General features: G+C 36.1%; 18 protein-coding genes and 1 pseudogene. 8 read left to right on the forward strand and 11 right to left on the reverse strand.

Features of this window, described 5'->3' with window-relative positions:
- Window positions 1–105, forward strand: a 105-nt coding sequence (locus ACIPKN_RS19580; protein WP_400939473.1) for an IS3 family transposase, incomplete at its 5' end; no start/stop codon positions are given.
- Window positions 106–530: 425 nt separating this feature from the next.
- On the opposite strand, the gene ACIPKN_RS19585 is transcribed toward ACIPKN_RS19580, so the two are convergent.
- The gene (locus ACIPKN_RS19585) at window positions 531–1,409 is read right to left on the reverse strand and encodes a CPBP family intramembrane glutamic endopeptidase (RefSeq protein ID WP_400939212.1); all 879 of its coding nucleotides are present in this window, start codon (window positions 1,407–1,409) and stop codon (window positions 531–533) included.
- Between the two features lie 360 nt (window positions 1,410–1,769).
- On the opposite strand from ACIPKN_RS19585, the gene ACIPKN_RS19590 reads away from it, so the two are divergent.
- The 3 genes from ACIPKN_RS19590 (at window position 1,770) to ACIPKN_RS19600 (ending at window position 5,795) form a co-directional block, all read left to right on the forward strand.
- Window positions 1,770–3,110 (forward strand): erythromycin esterase family protein, encoded by a 1,341-nt coding sequence (locus ACIPKN_RS19590; protein ID WP_400939214.1) that lies wholly within the window; start codon window positions 1,770–1,772, stop codon window positions 3,108–3,110.
- 201 nt (window positions 3,111–3,311) lie between these two features.
- Window positions 3,312–3,890, forward strand: coding sequence for a sensor domain-containing protein (locus ACIPKN_RS19595; protein ID WP_400939216.1), 579 nt, complete (start codon window positions 3,312–3,314; stop codon window positions 3,888–3,890).
- Window positions 3,891–4,007: 117 nt separating this feature from the next.
- Window positions 4,008–5,795: a response regulator gene (locus ACIPKN_RS19600; RefSeq protein ID WP_400939219.1), complete on the forward strand. Its 1,788-nt coding sequence runs from the start codon at window positions 4,008–4,010 to the stop codon at window positions 5,793–5,795.
- A gap of 513 nt (window positions 5,796–6,308) precedes the next feature.
- Here the strand turns inward: ACIPKN_RS19600 and ACIPKN_RS19605 are convergent.
- The 7 genes and pseudogenes from ACIPKN_RS19605 to ACIPKN_RS19635 all read right to left on the reverse strand — a co-directional run bounded on the left by ACIPKN_RS19605 (window position 6,309) and on the right by ACIPKN_RS19635 (window position 12,976).
- Window positions 6,309–6,854 carry an IS3 family transposase gene (locus tag ACIPKN_RS19605; protein ID WP_400939222.1) on the reverse strand — a complete coding sequence of 182 codons (546 nt, stop codon included), beginning with the start codon at window positions 6,852–6,854 and terminating at the stop codon, window positions 6,309–6,311.
- A gap of 203 nt (window positions 6,855–7,057) precedes the next feature.
- Window positions 7,058–9,142, reverse strand: coding sequence for a serine hydrolase domain-containing protein (locus ACIPKN_RS19610; RefSeq protein WP_400939224.1), 2,085 nt, complete (start codon window positions 9,140–9,142; stop codon window positions 7,058–7,060).
- 611 nt (window positions 9,143–9,753) lie between these two features.
- Window positions 9,754–10,461, reverse strand: coding sequence for a tyrosine-type recombinase/integrase (locus tag ACIPKN_RS19615; RefSeq protein WP_400939227.1), 708 nt, complete (start codon window positions 10,459–10,461; stop codon window positions 9,754–9,756).
- 448 nt (window positions 10,462–10,909) lie between these two features.
- Entirely contained in the window at window positions 10,910–11,137 is a 228-nt protein-coding gene (locus tag ACIPKN_RS19620) for a YdbC family protein (protein ID WP_400939229.1), read from the reverse strand.
- Window positions 11,138–11,281: 144 nt separating this feature from the next.
- Window positions 11,282–11,521: pseudogene (locus ACIPKN_RS19625) on the reverse strand (HNH endonuclease domain-containing protein); the annotation flags it as partial.
- Window positions 11,522–11,941: 420 nt separating this feature from the next.
- Complete coding sequence (locus tag ACIPKN_RS19630) at window positions 11,942–12,265, reverse strand: pyrophosphohydrolase domain-containing protein (protein WP_400939231.1); 324 nt, start codon at window positions 12,263–12,265, stop codon at window positions 11,942–11,944.
- A gap of 24 nt (window positions 12,266–12,289) precedes the next feature.
- A complete protein-coding gene (locus ACIPKN_RS19635) occupies window positions 12,290–12,976 on the reverse strand; it encodes an NERD domain-containing protein (protein ID WP_400939234.1) in 687 nt (228 codons plus the stop codon).
- Window positions 12,977–13,387: 411 nt separating this feature from the next.
- Here ACIPKN_RS19635 and ACIPKN_RS19640 point away from each other — a divergent pair, with 411 nt between their 5' ends.
- Entirely contained in the window at window positions 13,388–13,879 is a 492-nt protein-coding gene (locus tag ACIPKN_RS19640; RefSeq protein WP_400939236.1) for a hypothetical protein, read from the forward strand.
- Between the two features lie 57 nt (window positions 13,880–13,936).
- On the opposite strand, the gene ACIPKN_RS19645 is transcribed toward ACIPKN_RS19640, so the two are convergent.
- A complete protein-coding gene (locus ACIPKN_RS19645; RefSeq protein WP_400939238.1) occupies window positions 13,937–15,016 on the reverse strand; it encodes a DUF1835 domain-containing protein in 1,080 nt (359 codons plus the stop codon).
- Window positions 15,017–15,199: 183 nt separating this feature from the next.
- Between ACIPKN_RS19645 and ACIPKN_RS19650 the strand changes: the two genes are divergently transcribed.
- The 3 genes from ACIPKN_RS19650 (at window position 15,200) to ACIPKN_RS19660 (ending at window position 17,659) form a co-directional block, all read left to right on the forward strand.
- Complete coding sequence (locus ACIPKN_RS19650) at window positions 15,200–16,381, forward strand: pyridoxal-phosphate-dependent aminotransferase family protein (RefSeq protein ID WP_400939240.1); 1,182 nt, start codon at window positions 15,200–15,202, stop codon at window positions 16,379–16,381.
- A 237-nt stretch (window positions 16,382–16,618) separates the two neighbouring features.
- Window positions 16,619–17,104: a DUF3995 domain-containing protein gene (locus ACIPKN_RS19655; RefSeq protein WP_400939242.1), complete on the forward strand. Its 486-nt coding sequence runs from the start codon at window positions 16,619–16,621 to the stop codon at window positions 17,102–17,104.
- Window positions 17,105–17,467: 363 nt separating this feature from the next.
- Window positions 17,468–17,659, forward strand: coding sequence for a hypothetical protein (locus ACIPKN_RS19660; RefSeq protein WP_049666523.1), 192 nt, complete (start codon window positions 17,468–17,470; stop codon window positions 17,657–17,659).
- 87 nt (window positions 17,660–17,746) lie between these two features.
- Here ACIPKN_RS19660 and ACIPKN_RS19665 read toward each other — a convergent pair whose 3' ends face one another.
- Window positions 17,747–19,069, reverse strand: a complete 1,323-nt coding sequence (locus tag ACIPKN_RS19665; protein ID WP_400939244.1) for a D-serine ammonia-lyase — start codon at window positions 19,067–19,069, stop codon at window positions 17,747–17,749.
- Window positions 19,059–19,532 (reverse strand): YaiI/YqxD family protein, encoded by a 474-nt coding sequence (locus ACIPKN_RS19670; RefSeq protein ID WP_400939247.1) that lies wholly within the window; start codon window positions 19,530–19,532, stop codon window positions 19,059–19,061. Before ACIPKN_RS19670 ends, ACIPKN_RS19665 begins: the two co-directional genes overlap by 11 nt.
- Between the last annotated feature and the right edge of the window lie 63 nt (window positions 19,533–19,595).

Here is a 19,595-nt window from a genome sequence, read left to right on the forward strand (position 1 = left end):
GAAGTGAAAAGTTATATGACGTATTACAACCATTATCGAGGGCAATGGAACTTGAAAAAGCTGCCGCCTGCAAAATACAGACAGCAGCTTCAAAAAGTTGCCTAGCTTTTTTTCAAAATGACCTTTACAAAGGGTACACTTCAAAAGAGATAGCTTTTCTTCAACTAAATCAATTGTTTTTTTGCTCCTTGTTCAACTAAGGCACCCCGTTAGTTTAATAAGGACAGCTACGCTTCCGCCCGATTGCTGAATTAGTGAAAACTACTTTTCAATTGTAAATTCTTGACTATGAGTGCTACCATACCCCGATGACGAGTCAATAGCGATTTCATAGTTTCCTTTTAAGAATCTCATTTGTATTACTTTCATGTCTTTGAATATTCATAATTGCACCTCCATTATATTTATATATAACATGTGACTAATTATGATCTTTATGAATAAGTTAACCATATTTTCCCAATATTTTTAGGGGCATCTTATTTCGCCTTGTTACATTTCACTAATTGAATTTAAAACACATCCGTATGCTATTTGGTGAAATTTACCATTCGAGACGTAATTATTGCAGTAATTAAGATAATAATAGCGGTTATCAAACCAGATTCTCCAATCCAAATCTCAGTTTGATATCCTGTACTTGCACGTGCAAAAGGTCCTTGAATAATGGCATTCCAAGTAGTATGGATGATAACCGAAAGCCAAATGCTACCTGTGATAAGTCGTAAATAGGCTGTAATATAACTGAATGGCACAATACAAAAATAGATGCCAAGTACTGAAAGAAGGACAGGTGGTCCCTCTACATATAGACCAGCAATAACTATTGGAACATGCCACGTTGCCCAAATCAATCCACTAATAAGGATGGGCCGTGAAAACTCTGCATCGACTAGCCTTGTGAGCATATAACCTCGCCAACCCATTTCTTCTCCCAAAACTGGGATTAAGCTAAGCAAACTTCCGAAAATGCCGCTCAATACTACTAGATAAATGAAACTGAATGGGGCCGTTAGATACTGAAGCCCAAGTATATTGTAGATTGGTTCTAACATACCACCTTCGGGATTCTGAAACCCCGCAATTCCGCTCAACCAGGCGATAGAATAAGTAATTCCACAAATAATCATAGGGATTAGCAGAGCAAAACCAATCCCCTTCCATATCTTTAAGTTACCGAGACTAAAAGATACATCTTTAAACCCTTCTTTCAGTATTATGCGAGTCAAAACAGAAGAAAATGCTGGGGTAAACATATATACCACAATAAGCGGCATACTTTTCGTAATTATTACTACTACATTTAGGATGATAGAAGTAATGATTAAAATACTCAGAAAGAGTTGAAGTCCTATTTTAGCACGTTGGATTTTATCTTTATTGTGGAACGATTTTGCGTGTAATATCATTGTAATCCGCCCTTCCCCTTTAATTCATTTGTTTATCGTATTTACTTCCTGTCATTTCCACAGACACAACTTAGAATAAAAATATTTTGGCATACAGATTAATTCATCTTTAAAATCCCTCCCAAATTTATAATCTAGTCTTACTTGCGACTCATCAATGTAATTATTATTTATAAGTTGTCATAGCCGATAGTACAAAAGTGTAATGATTTTCCTATGACCTGTGTCAATTAACCTTATGACAATATGTAACTAGAAAATATGATATGGGATAGATAACAATTGAATTAAGGCAATTGATTCGTGCAAGTACATGAATCAATCTTGCTTTTACAAATAATTCAATTGAGGTGGAAAAAAATGAATAAGAAAAGAATAATTGCAATGGTTAGTACAGCTTTATTAGTCACAGGATGTGGAGAAGTAGGAAAGGCTCAAACAGTAGCAGTCGAAAAAGTAGCAGTCGAAAATTCAGGCCAATCAATCCAAAAAAATATAGTTAAATCAATACAATCACAGGCTTATCCATTAAAAACAATAGAGCCGTCAAAATCATTTGAGGATTTAAAACCACTTAAGAAAATGATTGGGAGTGCACAATATGTAGGATTAGGAGAGAATACTCATGGAAGCTCTGAAATTTTCACTATGAAGTTTCGCCTTGTGAAATATTTAGTTACTGAGATGGGTTTTACAAATTTCACAATGGAAGAAGATTGGGGAAACGGCTTAAAACTAAATGAATATATACAAACAGGAAAAGGAAACCCTAGGGAATTTTTAAATTATTTATATCCTACTGATGAAATTATAGCCATGATTGAGTGGATGAAAGATTATAATGCTGATCCATCCAATAAAAAAAAGATCCAATTTATTGGGCTCGACTTAAAGGAGTTGGACCAAGGTTGCTTTAATAAAGTAATTGATTATGTAAGGCTGCATCGACCAGATTTGCTGGCAGAAGTAGAAGAAAATTATAAAGAATTGTCGGCTTTTAATGGAAGTACACAGGAATATATGGACCTTGCTCCTGAAATAAAAGAAAAGTTCAAGGCAAACGCTGAGAGAGTAGCTCGATTATTAAAAGATGAGAATAAGCAAGCCAACACAGAAATAGCTTCACCCGAGTACATCTGGGCGAAAGCAACGGCAAGTGCAATAGAGAAATTTACCACAATGCTAATTCCTAACGACTATCCAAGTATGTTAAAGCTACATGAGCAATACTTGGCCGATCATGCAATGTGGGCACAAGAGACATTGGGTGGTAAAACGATGGTATGGGGACACAATATTCATATAGCTAAAGGAATTATCGATGAGAAATTATACCCTTATGTTGCAGGGCAGTATTTGAAGGAACGTTTAGACAATAATTATGTCACAATTGGCAGTACAACCACGGAGGGGAATTTCACCTTATACAACGACACCCAAGATAAGATTATAACGGATCCTATTCCACAAGATGTAAATAGTTTCAATTATACCCTTGGGAAAGTACCCTATAAAATGTTTTTATTGGATAACCGTCACCTTAAAGGACCAGCAGAGAAATGGGTTAAAACAAAAAGACCATTACTAAGTATAGGAGGACGACTCTTACCGAACGAATCGGCATACTTTGATAAGTCATTGCTTGAGCAATTTGATATTATTTTTCATATTCGAAAAACAAGTCCATCTCATATTCAATAAAAGTACAAAACAATCCCTTCTTGCATCTGCAAGAACGGGATTATTTTATGGTGATTGATATAAGCATCTTTTTTAACCAGAAGTAGGTTACTCTCCCCTTTTTAGCATTGTTTAGAATTGTCATATGACACTTTTACACTAGTGAGAATGACAAAAAAAGCAGTACAATTCGGTTATTACATAGATAGGAGCGAGAACTTTATGAAATCAAGATTCATCCAGAATGGTTATTTTTTATTGCTAACTTTCGTTACAGGATTGTTTTATTTTTGTTTTTATCTAATAGCTCTGCTATTCAGCTTCACCCTTTCATTTTCGGTAATTGGGATTCCACTAGTTATACGCGTACTACAGACTACTACACCTTTTATCCAATTCGAGCGCATACAGACGAAAATTTATACAGATATTTCAACAGACTCTTATGATAGAAGTATAACAATAGATACATCGAACTGGACTCAGGTGAAATTAGTGCTTACCGATCGTCGCAATTGGTCTGCTGTCTATTGGTTAATGCAGAAATTTGTGATTGGCATTTTTAGTCTCATTTGTGCAACCATTTTTTATATAATGCCACTTATGTTGCTGTTCGCACCGCTACTGTATCGCTACATCGAAATGAATATTATATTCATACAGATAGATACTTTTGCCAAGTCACTCTTTCTAATGTCTATGGGTATAGTATTTATCGCCATAAGTAGTAGAATAGTAGATCGTTTGACAAAGAAAATTGGGGGCTATACACGTAGCATGATCCGGCAACTAAATCAATAGAATTTTACCTTCTATGAGAGAATTGCAGTGTGAAATTAAAAAGTACAACCACAATGTATGAAGGATTAATTTATAATATAGGAAGTAAAAAGGTAGGCTATTTAGGGGGTAAATGACTTGTTAGATATGGTTAAGTATTGGTTTTGGTACGATTGGATTATGTTAGGAGTCCGTATACTTGTTAGTGTCTCTATCGCCATAACCACATTCGATTTTCAGGATAGTTTAACATTGCCACTTTGGATTATTATTCTTTGGGAAATTATTGCCTTCTCGATTCCATGGGTAGCCTTATTGTTCAATTACAAATATTACTTGTTCACAGAAATACTGCTATTTGGGGGACTGTGTATATATTTAACTTCTTTATTTCCGGGAGCTAACGTTACATTTCTTATATCGGTTTTTCTAATTGCTGCGAATAGTCAGCATCCTTCCTATTATTGGACCGCTCCAACAACAGTTTTTATAACAACTGGAATTTTCTATGCGGTTGCGCCAAGTAATAGCTACTGGATTATGGTTACCTACCATGGACTTGCTTATGTAATGGGCTTCGCTTTCCATTTATTAATTGTCAATCATAAGCAAAATGAAGCGATTCGTAAACAAAACGCGGTACTTGAGCAATATATGTCTCAGATTGAACGTATTACACTCGCAGAAGAACGGAACAGGCTGTCGAGCGAGCTTCATGATACAGTTGGTCACGCTTATACTTCTATTATTATGGGGATGGAAACGTTGCGTACCGAACTTGCTACTGAAATGGGTATACAGAGGCTAGATTCTTTGCTTGAAATGGGACGTAAAAGCATCGAGGACGTGAGAGGTTACCTACATCAAATGGATTCTCCGTGTCAATCGCCTTCCTTGATTCAATCTCTACAAAATCTTGGAGCCGAATTTCAGGAGCACGCTCAGGTAAATGTAAGTTTTAGGACATTCGGAGAGGAATATCAACTGTCTCAGCAAGCGAAGATCGCATTCATTCGTTGCTTACAAGAATCTCTTACAAATGCAGTACGTCATGGTCAGGGGACTGAAATTATAGTTTCATTGCAGTTTGAACAACAATATACGAGGTTAGAAGTTCAAGATAACGGAAAAGGAAATGTAGAATGGCAGGAAGGCTTCGGTATGAATGCGATGAAAGAACGGGCAATGAATTTGCAGGGGCAATTGTCTGTATATACAAAGCCAGAGGAAGGAATGCTTGTTACATGTACCATACCGCGACAAATTGAAATAAAAGATGGACTTATTCGTTTGTTAATTGTAGACGACCAGCCATTTGTTCGAGAAAGTTTGAGGACACTACTCGATAGATATGAAGATTTAAATGTAGTCGGTTTGGCTGAGGATGGCAATCAAGCCATCGATTTGTGTGGGCGTCTTCAACCCCAAATTATACTTATGGATTTAGATATGCAGCACATGGATGGAATCGAAGCAACCAAAAAGATTAAGCAACAATGGCCACATATCCGCGTATTGATTTTTACAATGTTTCAAGATACCGAACAGGCGTTAGAATCGCTTCGCAACGGTGCGGATGGTTTTTTACTCAAATCTATTGAAACGTTGGAGCTAGCTAATACGATCCGACTTATTCACAAAGGTGGGACACTGATTGATCAGGGGATGTCTCACAAAATATTTGAGAAGTTTGATGAGCAAAAAGAGACACCACAATCAAAAGCAACCGCTTATGAGCTAACAGCTAGGGAGATAGAAATATTGCAGCTAGTAGCAAAAGGACTTCGATACAATACGATAGCTTCAAGGCTATATTTATCGAATGGTACGGTCAGGAACTATGCTTCAACAGCTTACTCAAAGTTAGGAGTGCGTAACAAGGAAGAAGCTGTCCACAAGGCTCTAGAAATTGGAATTATTGATTGAACTACCCCCACTTTCACTTCGTGATATATAAAAAAATGGGTGTTTTGAATATGTTTTCTTATTAAAATTGTAACTAAACATTTTTATGAGATGATATTTAAACTTTTGACTATCCTTATACAAGAGATGCCTTTTTGGTAATATAAAAGTAAGCGTCAAATATTCCCCACCTACTATTTAACGCTTACTTTTAAAGGAAAACAATTCAAAAAAGTGAAACCCGCTAGGGTTTATTTCGTATGCAAATCTTTCAATCAACTACACTTGCCCCTTAAAAAAAAAGAAACAATCTTGTCTAAAATTGACTTTGCATAAGCTTGGCCAGATAGCGATGTGGCGGTACCCCATCGCCATCAAGTTAAGGTTCTGAAGCCCCCTAAATGAAAATTTCATTTCTCTGTAGTTATTTATTTCAGGAGTAAGCTCACAGTTAACTATGAATCTTGTTTTGTTAAATAATAGAACCACCTCCCGAATTTCGAGGGTAGTGACCCCTTAAAGTTAGAGTTTTTATTATGCAGCTAATTGGCTGGCTTGAGTTCGGTATTTTACTGGACTCATGCCAGCCAGTTTTTGTTTAATACGTTCATTGTTATAGTAGTCGATATATCGTTCGATTTTCTTCTTCAATTCTTCATATGAGAATAATATCTCACCGTAATACATCTCTTGTTTGAGTATGCCAAAGAAGTTTTCCATCGCCGCATTGTCTGCACATGTCGCTTTGCGAGACATGCTTTGGAAAATTTTATTTTGCCGTAATGTTTTCACCCATGAATTATGTTGATAATGCCAGCCTTGAACCGAATGAATCGTTGTACGATATGTAGCTTGGTTCTGAATGATTGGCAGAACTTGGTATAGCGATTCTAATACGAAATCCAATGTTGGGCGTTTAGACATACTAAACCCAATAATTTCGCCATTATAGAGATCCATAATTGGACTTAAATAAAGTTTTTCATCTTCTGTACACTTGAATTCTGTTACGTCTGTAACCAGTTTTTGTAAAGTGTTTGGCGTATTGAAACGGCGGTTTAATCGATTATGTGCGACCATTCAATCCCAAACTAATCATAACAAATGATAATTTTATACTTTTAATCTTCGGTAATCCAGCCGACCAAAATAAAATTTGGAAATTTCAATATTATATAGCTTCAGTAAGCCTTTTTGTAAAGATAATGCGTAATACAAACAAAACCAGCAAAACACCTTTTCGGTGTCGTACTGGTTTTATTGAAATCCTTCTTGAATTGTAGCTAGTTCAACGTGATTGCAAATTCCGAATTCGGCGCTCCAGCAAATACAACTGTTCCGTTCTTCGGTAGTTTTACTTTGTTATTGCCACTCACAACAGTAAAATTGACACATACACCATTCTCATCATACACCGCGAACGAACTCTTCGATGGCAACGCCACAGTCATCGTTTTCCCGGCTACCGCTTGTGGGATCGTAAACCATCTCGCATGCCCATTTGCTTGTAGCGTAACTTTGGATGATTGGCCTATATCAAGTGGCTTTATGTTGGATCCACTTACGTATAACAATCCGGACATCTCCATATATTCATTACCGCCTTCTGTATAGAAACGAGATTCCGTCGTATCACGGCCTGTCATCACGGGGATCTGGAGCTGATGTGCAGCAGTGTTTGGGCCTGTAATTTTTCTGCCGTTCCAATATCCCTCTAAACCCTCATTGCGATTAATTTGTGTTGTAAGCATCATTGGTAGGAAATATTGAGCAGAACTATATTTCTCGTTTATGAGATAGAACTTAACGCCTTCCCGCTTCGCCCATACGGCAGCGGTTTCCTTCGATAGCACATTGTCTTCTAGTTTCTCGGCTAAATATTGAGTAGCCGCTGCTTGCCCTAAACCTGGCAACGATATAAATGTGCTCTCCTTCAAATATGTTCGTCTATTCTTCTCTGTAACGAAGTTGAGCTTGGAGGTACCGGTCTCATTAATAAAGCTTCCATTCGCAGTATATACATATTTTTCTTCTGGATTAGATGGTAAGATCAGTTCTCCATTCTTCGTAATTTCTATTTTGAAATGACTGAAACTATTGCCGTAAAAACCCGCTTTCTTTTCTACTTCTTGAGGCATTTTGGCTTTGACCGGCTTGCCAAAGGATTTGTTCGGCTTGATATCCTTAATTGTGCCCTTCTCTTTAAGGGCTGCGAGCAGTAATTCAGTCGCCATCAGTTGATTTGTAGAGCTGCTACCGCCTGATGACAACACAGCCACTGCCATCTTCTGTTCAGGAAGTACGACCAGTGAAGCATGTTGCAGTCCCGTGTCGCCGCCTTTAGCCAAGCCCTTTATCCCATATTCACTAAATGGATATAGTTTCACACTATCCCAGCCAAGACCATAGTTGAAGGTATTATCTCCATCCCCTGGCCACATTCCTTTTTTATATTCCTCTTGCTCCATCGCCTTGACTGCCTTATCAGAGAGGATTCCTTTTCCCTGTCTCATAAATATTTGTGAGAATCGCACCATATCTTCTGCTGTGGAAGAGATCCCTCCCGTACCAATCACATTCACCAATTCAGTAGGAAGCTGCCCTTGGTACGTAGGAAAATAAAGCCCAGCCCGTTTATCGTTTTCCCATTTGTCCTGCGGAGTTTTCGTATGATTTAGCTTTAAGGGTTCTGTAAACCGTTGATGTATAAATTCGGTAAAGCTCATACCGCTTACTTTTTCCACCATTATCTCAGCCAGCGTAAAGCCGTCGTTGCAGTATACCGAGAACGCGCCAGGGTCCGCCTTCAAGCTCTGGTTGGACAATTGTCGCAACAAGTTATCATGGGCATAGGTATCATTATCTTTGAATAAAAATGAATTACCATACTCAGTACCTTGCAAGCCGGAGGAGTGGTTCAACAGCATACGCGGCGTAATACGTTTATACCGTTCATCCTTCATCTTGAAATCAGGAACATAGTGGACGGCAGGACCATCCAAATCAACTTTTCCTTCGTCTACTAATTTCATCACAGCCGCCGCTGCATACATTTTACTGACTGAACCAATCCCGTATAGGGTATCTTTGGTCAGTGGTTGTTTCCCATTCATATCGTTCTTACCTGTCTGACCCGACAAAATAAGTTTGCCATTATCAATTAGCGCATACTGCACGCTAGTCGTTTCATACGACTTCGTGAGTAGCGCAGCCTTCTCTGCCGCAATCTTCTTCAGTTCTTGGCTAGCTACTTCTTGGTTAGTTACTACAACCGTATTCTGACTGCTAGAAAACGCCATCGCCCCTGTTGGTAGGCTCATCGTTAACGCTAATGTAGCAGCTAACACCCCAGATAGTTTATTTTTCATAAAAGAATTGCCTCCTTAGATAAGTAATCGATTTCATTGCTTATTTCGAACAAAGGTGCCCCTTGTAGTCCTTGTTTAGCAGTATACATAAGCAAAAGTCAGCAGATTTGTTTTTAATATATAACTCATTTAATACCTCCTTTTATCTTATACTTTAATTGTAAGAATCTATCTTCTCTTTTTTCTTACTCATTTCTTACAAATTTATTAATTGTAAAAAAGATCGTCTCATACGGCCTTTGAGGGAATCATTCACTATTTATGCAGCTGGAGAAGGAAGAAGGAATTATATGATGTAATGCTACAGCCCAATCAAGTTCGTTGAATTTCATCTCTCCAAATTTTTAAAAAACTCATGTTGCCTTTTAGTCTTCCAAGCATTTAATCTAGTCACATTTCATTAGGAGAGAAATCTTGTACATTTAGCCAAAGGGTATACTCACTTAAATTCCCCTTACCTCTTCCTTCCTTTTTATAACATGCATCTTTTCTTCTGTTCATCCACTCTTTCTTTTTGCCATACATAAATAAACCCCAATTTTTATAAAATAAAAAATCATTTTTAAGGTAATAACTTCCTTAAATATGATCAAAATCAGAGAACTTGATTATTAAACTACTCGTTTCTTTCCTTTTGATTTAACATTTTTCAATATACTCATTTCTTCAGAGTGATCAATATAAGGAACATTTTTAATTTGAAGCCCTAATATTTCTTGTATCCTTGCTCCAGTACTTGCTAAAAGTATCCAAATCAAACGGTCACGTTTGTTATCTATAGCATTACGGATTTGTTTAATTTGTTCTAAGGTAAGGATATTAAAATCACTCTTTACCTCTTTAACCTTAAATATGGAATGAACTGTTGTATTGGCTGCACGAGCATGTTCTAAAAAACCTTTAAACACATTAAACCCACGATTGATCTCTTTCATAAGTATCGGATTTCCCACTTCATGAACTTCCCCCAAATAAACATAGAAGTTATATATGGTACTTAATATACGGTTAATTGTAGTGGGAGTTCGTTTACTTTCTTGATATAGGACAGGTGTACTGTCATATGGGTTTTCTTTGAAAAGGAATTCTCTAAATTGCTGAATATGTCTTGGAGTTATTTCATCATAAACATAATAATTATGGATAAGAAAATCCCAATATATTTTCAAATCCCTACCATTCGCTATTAATGTGTTATCTGCTTTGTTGTCTGATTTTAGTTTTTTCATATATTCATATACTGGCTTAACAATTTTCATTTCATCATCTAACAGTAGAGGGAATTTACCATTTTCACCTTCTAATATATGTAGTTCCAATTCTATATCACCACCAACACACAATATATACATATTATGTAATAATGCTTTAATATTACCATTTTATGTATAAATAATGTATCTTATTTCACTAAAAAATATTAGATTATTTGTTAAACTATAAAGCATTGTGTATCTCTGAATAATATCATTTTTTTCCAAAATAAAAATGGTGAAAGGTAGATATAAATCCTACTCTCATTCACCATTTTCTTTCTACTATATTATGTCTCTATGATCCTCATACGTGTTAAACACTTTTCACTTAAGATAACATCCGCCTCACCCCCCTTCAAAAGGGAGTTCAGCCGCCACCTGCATTATGAATTGTTGCTATTGTTAGTCTAACAATTTTACGAAATATATTCTATGGAAAATCCTCAGAAAATTTAAAATTGCTACTCACTTACATAATTAGTCAAACAACTCTAAAGAGTTGCTCTGTACATTAATCCAAGTCTGACAACTTAGCTAATGACTCTTTCAAAAGCTGTAATTCAGACAGTGACAACGTAACACCCTTCCCCATCTTTGTATGATCTTCCGACCAATCTCTAATATCGTATTTCGGCTCACGACCATTCCAGCTAATTAAATTCAATTCTTTTTTCCAGCCTTTATTGCCTTCCGATAATACCGCAACTGTTTCAACAATTTCGTATTTAATTTCAGCCATATTCATTCCTCCTTATTGTATCTGTAATAAGAACTATATCTTGAAATAATAGGATTATCAAACGTGACAACACTTGCAACTTGTATACCTTCCTTAGTTCCCATAACGTCGTATATCCGTTCATTATTGAGTAATCATATAAATCTACAAGTTTGTTATTTTCATATGTATAAAAATAATTGGTTCTCTAACAATTGACACTAAATTATGGTTTCTTTCAAGCATGGACTCTAAATAAAATTTAGTTGTGATTTTGTCACTTTTTTGCAAGTTACAATCATTACACGCCAACACTAAAATCCATAAATTATCATTTTGAACAAAGCTCCACGGAATGAAGTGATCGACGTGTGTTTTTCGGCGATTAGTTGATAAATCACAATTACAATAGAAGCATCGATTTTGTTCAAATTGTGTAGGAACCTTGTAAAATTAAAGAACTGTGCTTTGAAATCACTTCTACTTTCGAAAGCAAAGCCATTATACTTGTAACTTCATTCACTTTTTCGAGATATTTGGCTAAATGATAATTTGTTAGATTTGTTAAAACCCGCTGGTATTTTTCATGAATTGATAGACAGGATTGTTGAAACGAAAATGTGCATGTTTGATGTCAAATTCATAGAATACCCCTGCTGTATCTCCGTAAAATGCGCCGATCACGTTCTGCTTACAATCACGCTTTACCTCATTGACGATTTTTAGTTGCAACGAATCTAAAAGTTGATCGAATTGCCATTCGGGAGGGATAGCATTATCATTAGCATATTTCTGCAAGATGGTTCATACGACTACTGCTTCCTCCTAGTCCTTCACCTCAACTAAATATATACCTTTCGAAAAGCCTCCGCGTTGGCTCTTCTTCTGAGTACGTATTTGTTCTAATTGTTCGTAGGGCACGTCGTACATTTGTATAGCTGTATGTACTAATTCTAAAATATCCGCAAGTTCCTCAACGGCCTCTTTTGGTGAGGCTGCCTCTAGAAATTCTAATGCTTCTTCTTGCATTTTCACTTTTATTTCCTCTAAGTGTTCTCCTTGTTCTAATACTCTTATGCTACATGTTTTACCCTGCTCTTCAATTACTTGAGGAATTAAATCACGTACTAATTTATTGTATATTGACATGCCAACTGTCCCCTTTACATACGATTATTTTCCATATTTCTGCTGAATCGTTTGAATATGTTGTTTTTTGACTTCATTGGATACTTGCATTTGAGGTACCAGCTTATTGTAAATTGCTTGAATATCGTCTTGAGAGAAAAACTGTTGTGCAGTTTGCTTTTGTGTTTGGATAAAACGCCTTACATTTTCTCGTTTTATAACATGAACATTTTGGGAAGTTACTAACACCTTTTTTAATGTACAGCGGTCACTAAAGACAATGACTGAATGAATTGCTTCTTTCGGGAGGTCTAAAAAGTCTTGAATTGCACGGATATGCGTAGCATTTTGACGGATTGGATTGAAAAATTTATATTTTTTCTTATTCGGCATCGTTTGTGTCCATTGTTGTTGTGTTTCATTGCCAAAAATCCAACCACTATAGTTTTTTGACTCAATTACATATAGACCAGTTCGATCAATATAAAGTAAATCAATCTCCGTTAATTCATCTGAATTTCTTTTTGGAATATATACATTTAATAATTGTCTATGACTTTGTAAGGCATGCCGTTCAATAATTTTCGATGTTAAGTACTCACCATTTCTCCCTTTATTTAGTTTAACTGCAAAGTAATTATTTTTTGTCTGTTTATAATAGACACTTTTCCGATAATGTTTTTCCATAAAGTAAAAGCTTATCACTATCGATATAAAAATTATAATTAGCATAAACATACTCTCCTATCTCTTGTTTCTTTCACTTCATATAAGCCAAAAATCCTAAAACTATTATATCAATATTTTTATGGATATTTTTAGTATTTTTTTACATTAGTGTTCAATTTTTCATCAAAATAGTTTCTTGTAGCATTTTAGTTTGAATTAAATTATTTTTTGGAAGCTATCTTGTTCAAACACTGATTTTTTGTAACATCTACAACCCTTGGCTACTAGTTTACTAACCCCTTTTTTTGTTCCAATCAATCATTTGTCAAAAATTCATTATTAATACAATTTTCATATCCGTTGAAATAGTGTAAATGCATTATTAACATTAAATTCCGGATATAATTAACTGTAGATATATGACTTTAGTATTGTTATTATTATGAAGTATTTTTTAAGAAAGGGGGTTTTCTTATGTACGATTCTTCATATTACAATGATTTCGATGATTTAGACGTGGAATTTCTCATTATTATGTTAATTTGTATTGCATTGATAAGTATTGCAAGCTATGTAATTAGTTCACTTATTTATTACCAGGCATCTAAAGTAAATGGCTTTAGCAAACTGGCTTATATTGCTTGGATTCCGATCATTGGTATATATAACCTTTTCTTATTAACAGCAAAGGGTAATAATGACGTAACAGTTCGAGCAGCAGCAATGAAAAATGCTATTATTTATGCTGTATTGACATTTGTTTCTTTTATTCCGTTTCTGTTTCTGGATGTGATTGCTTCAATAGGTCTTCTCGGCTTTATTTTCTATATCACATATCGCCTCTTCTATCGTTGGACTGGTGGAACTGGGAAAGCTGTACTTTATACGATTTTATCGTTCATCACATTAGGACTATTCTATTTTATCTATGGCTTAATAAAAATGAATAAACCTTTCGTTGCATAATACATATGCAAGTACAAAAACCTCTTTTTACCATTTAAGGTTAAAGAGGTTTTCTAGTTATTCACGTAATTTCACACTATAGTGTCTTATGGACTTAGGAATACCTTTTAATGCAAGCACCCCACTATAGACTAAAAATCTTATTCTAGATTCTAAAAAGAAGACACTAGGAAGCTCTTCTATCAAAGGTAAGAGTTCCGCAATCACTGCCCCTGTCTTGATAAAATCTGTTGTTGCTTGTTCACTATGTAGCCTTTCTATCGTCTCTATAATAAGGGGATCAAAATAATTTTCTGGTACCCCTTTTATTCCATTATTAATCCATAAGCGCAGAATATCGTTAGTTTGCGATAATGTTTCCCATTCATTTTGGAAAATACGACGGTCCTGGATAGTTAATGGCTTTTTTTCTTCTATGTTCATAAAAAGCTGCGCTAATTGCTGTGAACTAAGATGGCTTGTCGCACAATTAACCTTACTCTGTTCTGTTGTATTAATAAGAAAAATCTCATTTGATTTATTTCGCAATAAATAGAGGAAAAAACGAAGCCCGCATTGTTCATCTGCATTATTACCATACCAAATATAGATAGGAACATGATTCGAAATATCTTCTATTTCACGCAAAGTATTTGTAAACTTATTTTGATAAACATCTTCTTGTTCATCGTTAATATTTTCAAATAACCAATTGTTTCGGAATGTTTGACCTCTTTTCTCCTCTAGCTTCCACAATGGTCCAATTGAGAAGCAATCAGGGAATCCAATCACATGTTTAGGTGGTGCTAGTGCTACTCTCACTGAACCAGCTGCAGATTCAGAGCTCACAATATGAACTGCCTGTGTTGTTATTCGTTGATCCACAGAACAATGTTTTTGAATACAGTCATTGATAATTTCTACGATGTCGCTTAATTTATGTTGCTCAAGCCAGAATCCCCACTCGTCAATTGCTTTACTTTCTTCATGGTTGAATGCTTCAAATTGAACATGATGCTGTAATTCATAAGCCTCCCATTCACTCCTATCTATCAAATCCGATGCGTTCAAATAATTATGTGTTTTAATTCGATAGACAAAAACCATATTTGATTCCAATAAAAAATAAATATATGGATACTTTACTTTCGATTCCATCACTTAGCCCCCCTTCTATAAAAATTTTACCATACAAAAAATTAATCAGATGTATTTCCTACTCTCTTACGACACTTGATCTATCAAATTTTGAAAAAGAAGTTAGCTAACAGAAAAAATATGCTATATTATAGTTAGAAAATTTCGAATTTCTAATTTTTAATACAAAGGGGTTTGATGATTGTGTATGAAAATATTTTAAGACATCCAGGACCTACGCCAATTCCTAAAAAGGTTCAGCTTGCGATGAATCGCGATATTATTAGTCATCGAAGCAATGAATTTGTAGCGCTTTACCGTGAAACAATTGAATTAGTAAAACCTATTTTCGGGACAAAGCAGGATATTTTACTTCTTCCATCAGGTGGTACAGCAGCTTTAGAGGCCGCGGCGGTTAACACTGTTTCTGCTGGTGAAAATGTTGTTGTGATCACTGTTGGAGCATTCGGAGACTATTTTGTTTCGATTTGTGAGAAATTCGGCTTTCATGTACATAAGCTTGAAAAAGAATGGGGACAAGCTTGCACAGCTAAGGGGCTACGAGAATTCTTGCAACCGTTGAAAGATATTAAAGCTGTTTTTGTCACATACAATGAAACTTCGACTGGTATCTTAAACCCAATTGCTGAATTAGCACAAGTTGTACGTGAGGAAACGGATGCATTGTGTATTGTCGATGGTGTAAGTTGCATAGGTGGAGCTCCTGCTGAAATGGATGCCTGGGGGATCGATATTCTTGTTACTGGATCTCAAAAAGCGATGATGCTACCTCCTGGACTTTCTCTTGTCAGCGTTAGTGATAGAGCTTGGAACGTTATTGAAGAAAATAATACACCGTCCTATTATTTAAACCTATTAAGCTATCGTAGCTGGGCAGAAAAAGGGATGACTCCAAACACGCCTACTGTGACACTTATTTCTGGACTTCATGAGGTTTGTAAACTTATAGAGGAAGAAGGAGGCTTTGAACATACAGTTGCTCGCCATGAGCTAATGAAAAACATGGTGCGTCATGCGATGAATGCCCTTCATATTGAACTTCTCACTACGGATGAGCATGCTTCTCCGACCATTACAGCGATTATGGCACCAAAAGGGATTGCACTCGGTAACTTCTTGGCACATTTAAAACAACAATATCATTTAGATTTTGCTGGTGGCCTCGGCCATTTGCAAGGTAAAATTTTTAGATTCGGCCATATGGGCTATTGTTTCCCAAGTGATATTTTACAAGCAGTTTCTTTAATGGAAGCGGCACTTCAAGACTTTGAATATGACTTTGAGCCAGGTGCAGGTGTGCGGGCAGCACAGGAAGTATTTTTAACCGCTCAGCGAAAACAATGCCACGATAAAGTGAAACTTTAATCAGCGAGGCCTTCTTCATCCCCACAGATATGATTCCCCTTCACCAATTGGGATTATATGGGTAATTATTCTTCCTCTTATTGCTTGATAATGTGGGATAAAGATTTAAACTTCCAAATCTATGTATGGATTTGGAAGTTTGTTTATTTATTGTCCCTATTCAATCTCTAATTAAGCAAAAGGGCCATATAATGTAGTAACTGATTGTACTAATTCAAAATGGTTTCATTCCTCATAATGAAAGGAGTTATTTCAATCAAAAACAATAATGATTGCCATCCTCTAGACAAAATAGAGAAGTGGTTGGTTTTTACTGGTTATGCAGCTTTTGTTTGGTCGACTCTATTCGGGTTGATCCACATTTACTGGGCTACAGGAGGCACTTTAGGATTTGAAGGCCAGACAATGGGCGAAGTGTTATTCATCATTAATCTGGTTGCAATTGGCCTATGTATAATTGCTGCATTTACTGCACTTGCACTTGTTCAAGCATGGGGACGACGGTTTCCATCCTGGTTGTTGCTCATTTTAGCATGGGGAGCATGTGTGGTTTTAGGTTTGCGGGGTGGTGTAGGGATAATTCAAAGCTTATCGGGATCAGATTCACTTCCTTTACTTTTAGTAATTGTTGAACCGTTTTTCTTGTTAGGAGGAATCTTATATGGACTTCTTGCTTTTCTTTATATCTATACGAAAAAAAGTAAAACAGGACGGGATAAATAGGAGATAACCCTTTAGTAATTCAAGAAACGAGCGCGATTACTGAGCAAGAAGAAATGTTCAATTTAATAATCCTTATAGACTGAACATCCTTATTTAGACCAATATCTTCAACTTTGATCTCATCATGTATACCTGTCATTAAATTGAAAATTCTTAATGCATAATGAAACGCACATATACTATTTCATTTTTTAGTTATTATTATTAAATATTAAACAAGCATTGAAATCTAAGAGAACGATACACCTAAGTACATGATCAACTGAATAATCTTTTACAGCCCGAATTATGAATATGAGTACATTTTCAAAAGCTAAAAGTGTTATACTAATAAACACGTTATAAATTGAGGAGTTAGACAGTATGAAATATTTTAAACCACAAATGCAGCAACTTGTGAAAGAAAACCGTGAATTACATGATCGCCTAAAAGAGTTAATGTCCGAAATGGATTTGCAAAAAAATTATGCTTTAAAAGCTTTATATCACGCTGAAGTAGCGGACGGTGGACGCTATCAGCAAGATTATCAAGCGTTGGACTATTTATATAAATAACTTTAAAAGTAATAAACGCAAGAATGTTGATTCCGATAGCATTCTTGCGTTTTCTTATTAACTAACTACCTTAATCATTAATTCTTGCTACTGGCACACCTTTGCCATGTATTCCCCACGCATTTCCTCCGGCACCATACTTCCACCTGTTGCCCATACAAGATGGGTAGCTTGCTCCATCTTATTAACTAAATCATGCTTTTCTAAATAACTTTGTCCATTTTTCATTAACTGAATTGGTCCGAACATCCCTGCATGTGCAGATGGTTCTAAAAATAGACCTTCCGAATCCAACGCTAAACCGAGCGACGTAAATAATTCTTCATCTTTCACTGTATAACAACCACTAATATATGTTTCCATCACTTTGCCAACAAATTTTGACGCACGACCAACAGCAAGGCCATCTGCTTCGGTTTTATTATTAAGACCGATATCTTCTACACTAATTTCATCATGTAAACCTGTCATTAAGCCAATTGTCATACAAGGAGATGCTACGGGCTCTGCGAAAAATATATGGGCATGCTCTCCAAAAATTTCACGTATCCCGTACGCAACTCCCCCCGGTCCTCCACCTACACCACATGGTAAATACACGAACAATGGATGGGTAGCATCCACAGAAATATTCGTCTTTTCAAACTGTGCTTTTAAACGCTTCGCCGCCACTGCATAGCCGGCAAATAGGTCCTTCGAATTTTCATCATCAATAAAATGACACATAGGATCTTGTTCAGCCTCTCGACGACCTTGTTCTACAGCAACACTATAATCTGCTTCATATTCAATAACTGTCGCACCTTTTTCACGCAGTAATGCTTTTTTCCACTCTTTTGCATCACTCGACATATGTACAACGACATTAAAGCCGAGTTTTTTGCCCATAATGCCGATACTCAATCCTAAATTACCTGTAGAACCTACGGCAATTGTGTATTGCTGAAAGAACGATTGAAAGTCCTCTGTTGCCAACACCGCATAACTATCCTCTTTTGTTAGCTTGCCACTAGCGATCGCAAGCCGTTCTGCCTGCCTTAATACTTCAAAAATACCACCACGGGCTTTAATAGAGCCGGAAATTGGCAAGGCATGATCGCATTTTAAGATAAATTGACCTGGTATTAATACATCAAATTCTTTTTCAAGAGCTTTCTTCATGCAAGGTATATCTAGTAAAGACGATTCAATAAGCCCTTTGCTTTCCAAAAGCTCTGGAAATGCTAAAGTTAAATAGGTAGAAAAGCGTTTAAGTGTTTCCTCTGCCTCCTCAACTTCCTCCATTGAAAAAAGATTTGTTTGCGCTTTTTTTTCTCGATTTGTATTTTTCCAAAGTACAGTATGATGATTTGCTAACTCGTTTAGTCCCGGAAATTGATTTAATAGTTCGTGTTTACGCTCATTTTCCACCTTCAGATCCCTCCATTTTTTGAGCTAAAATCGCTCGTTCACAAATTTGTCGAAATTTCAATTCAAACGAAATATTGTTTTCTTGAGTTCGTTTTTTAGGCCCTTTCGTCCGTCCTCCAGCACGTCTAATTTTCTGTCCAACATGGCGCATATCGAGCAAACGTTCGATATTTTCATTGGACATCTCTCTTCCATTTTGATCGATTGGATAACCTCCTCTTGCCAAAACCATAGCTGCTAAACCGTAATCCTGCGTAATGACAATATCATGTTTTGAAAGCGCATTCACTAGCGTAAAATCAACCGAATCTGGACCCTTCGGAACCATAATTGTTATTACATTATCACGTTCGATACGGTGGGATGTATCGCAAAACAAGATTGTTTCAATCTCAAACTCAGATGATATAGATAGCGCTAAATCCACGACTGGACAGGCATCAGCGTCAATTAAAACCTTCACAATAAAGCATCATTCCTTTCTCATAATTAGATAGATCGCTCAACCCATTATTATTTTAATATA

The organism is Lysinibacillus sp. NPDC086135, assembly GCF_044746345.1.
Classification (GTDB): Bacteria; Bacillota; Bacilli; order Bacillales_A; family Planococcaceae; genus Lysinibacillus.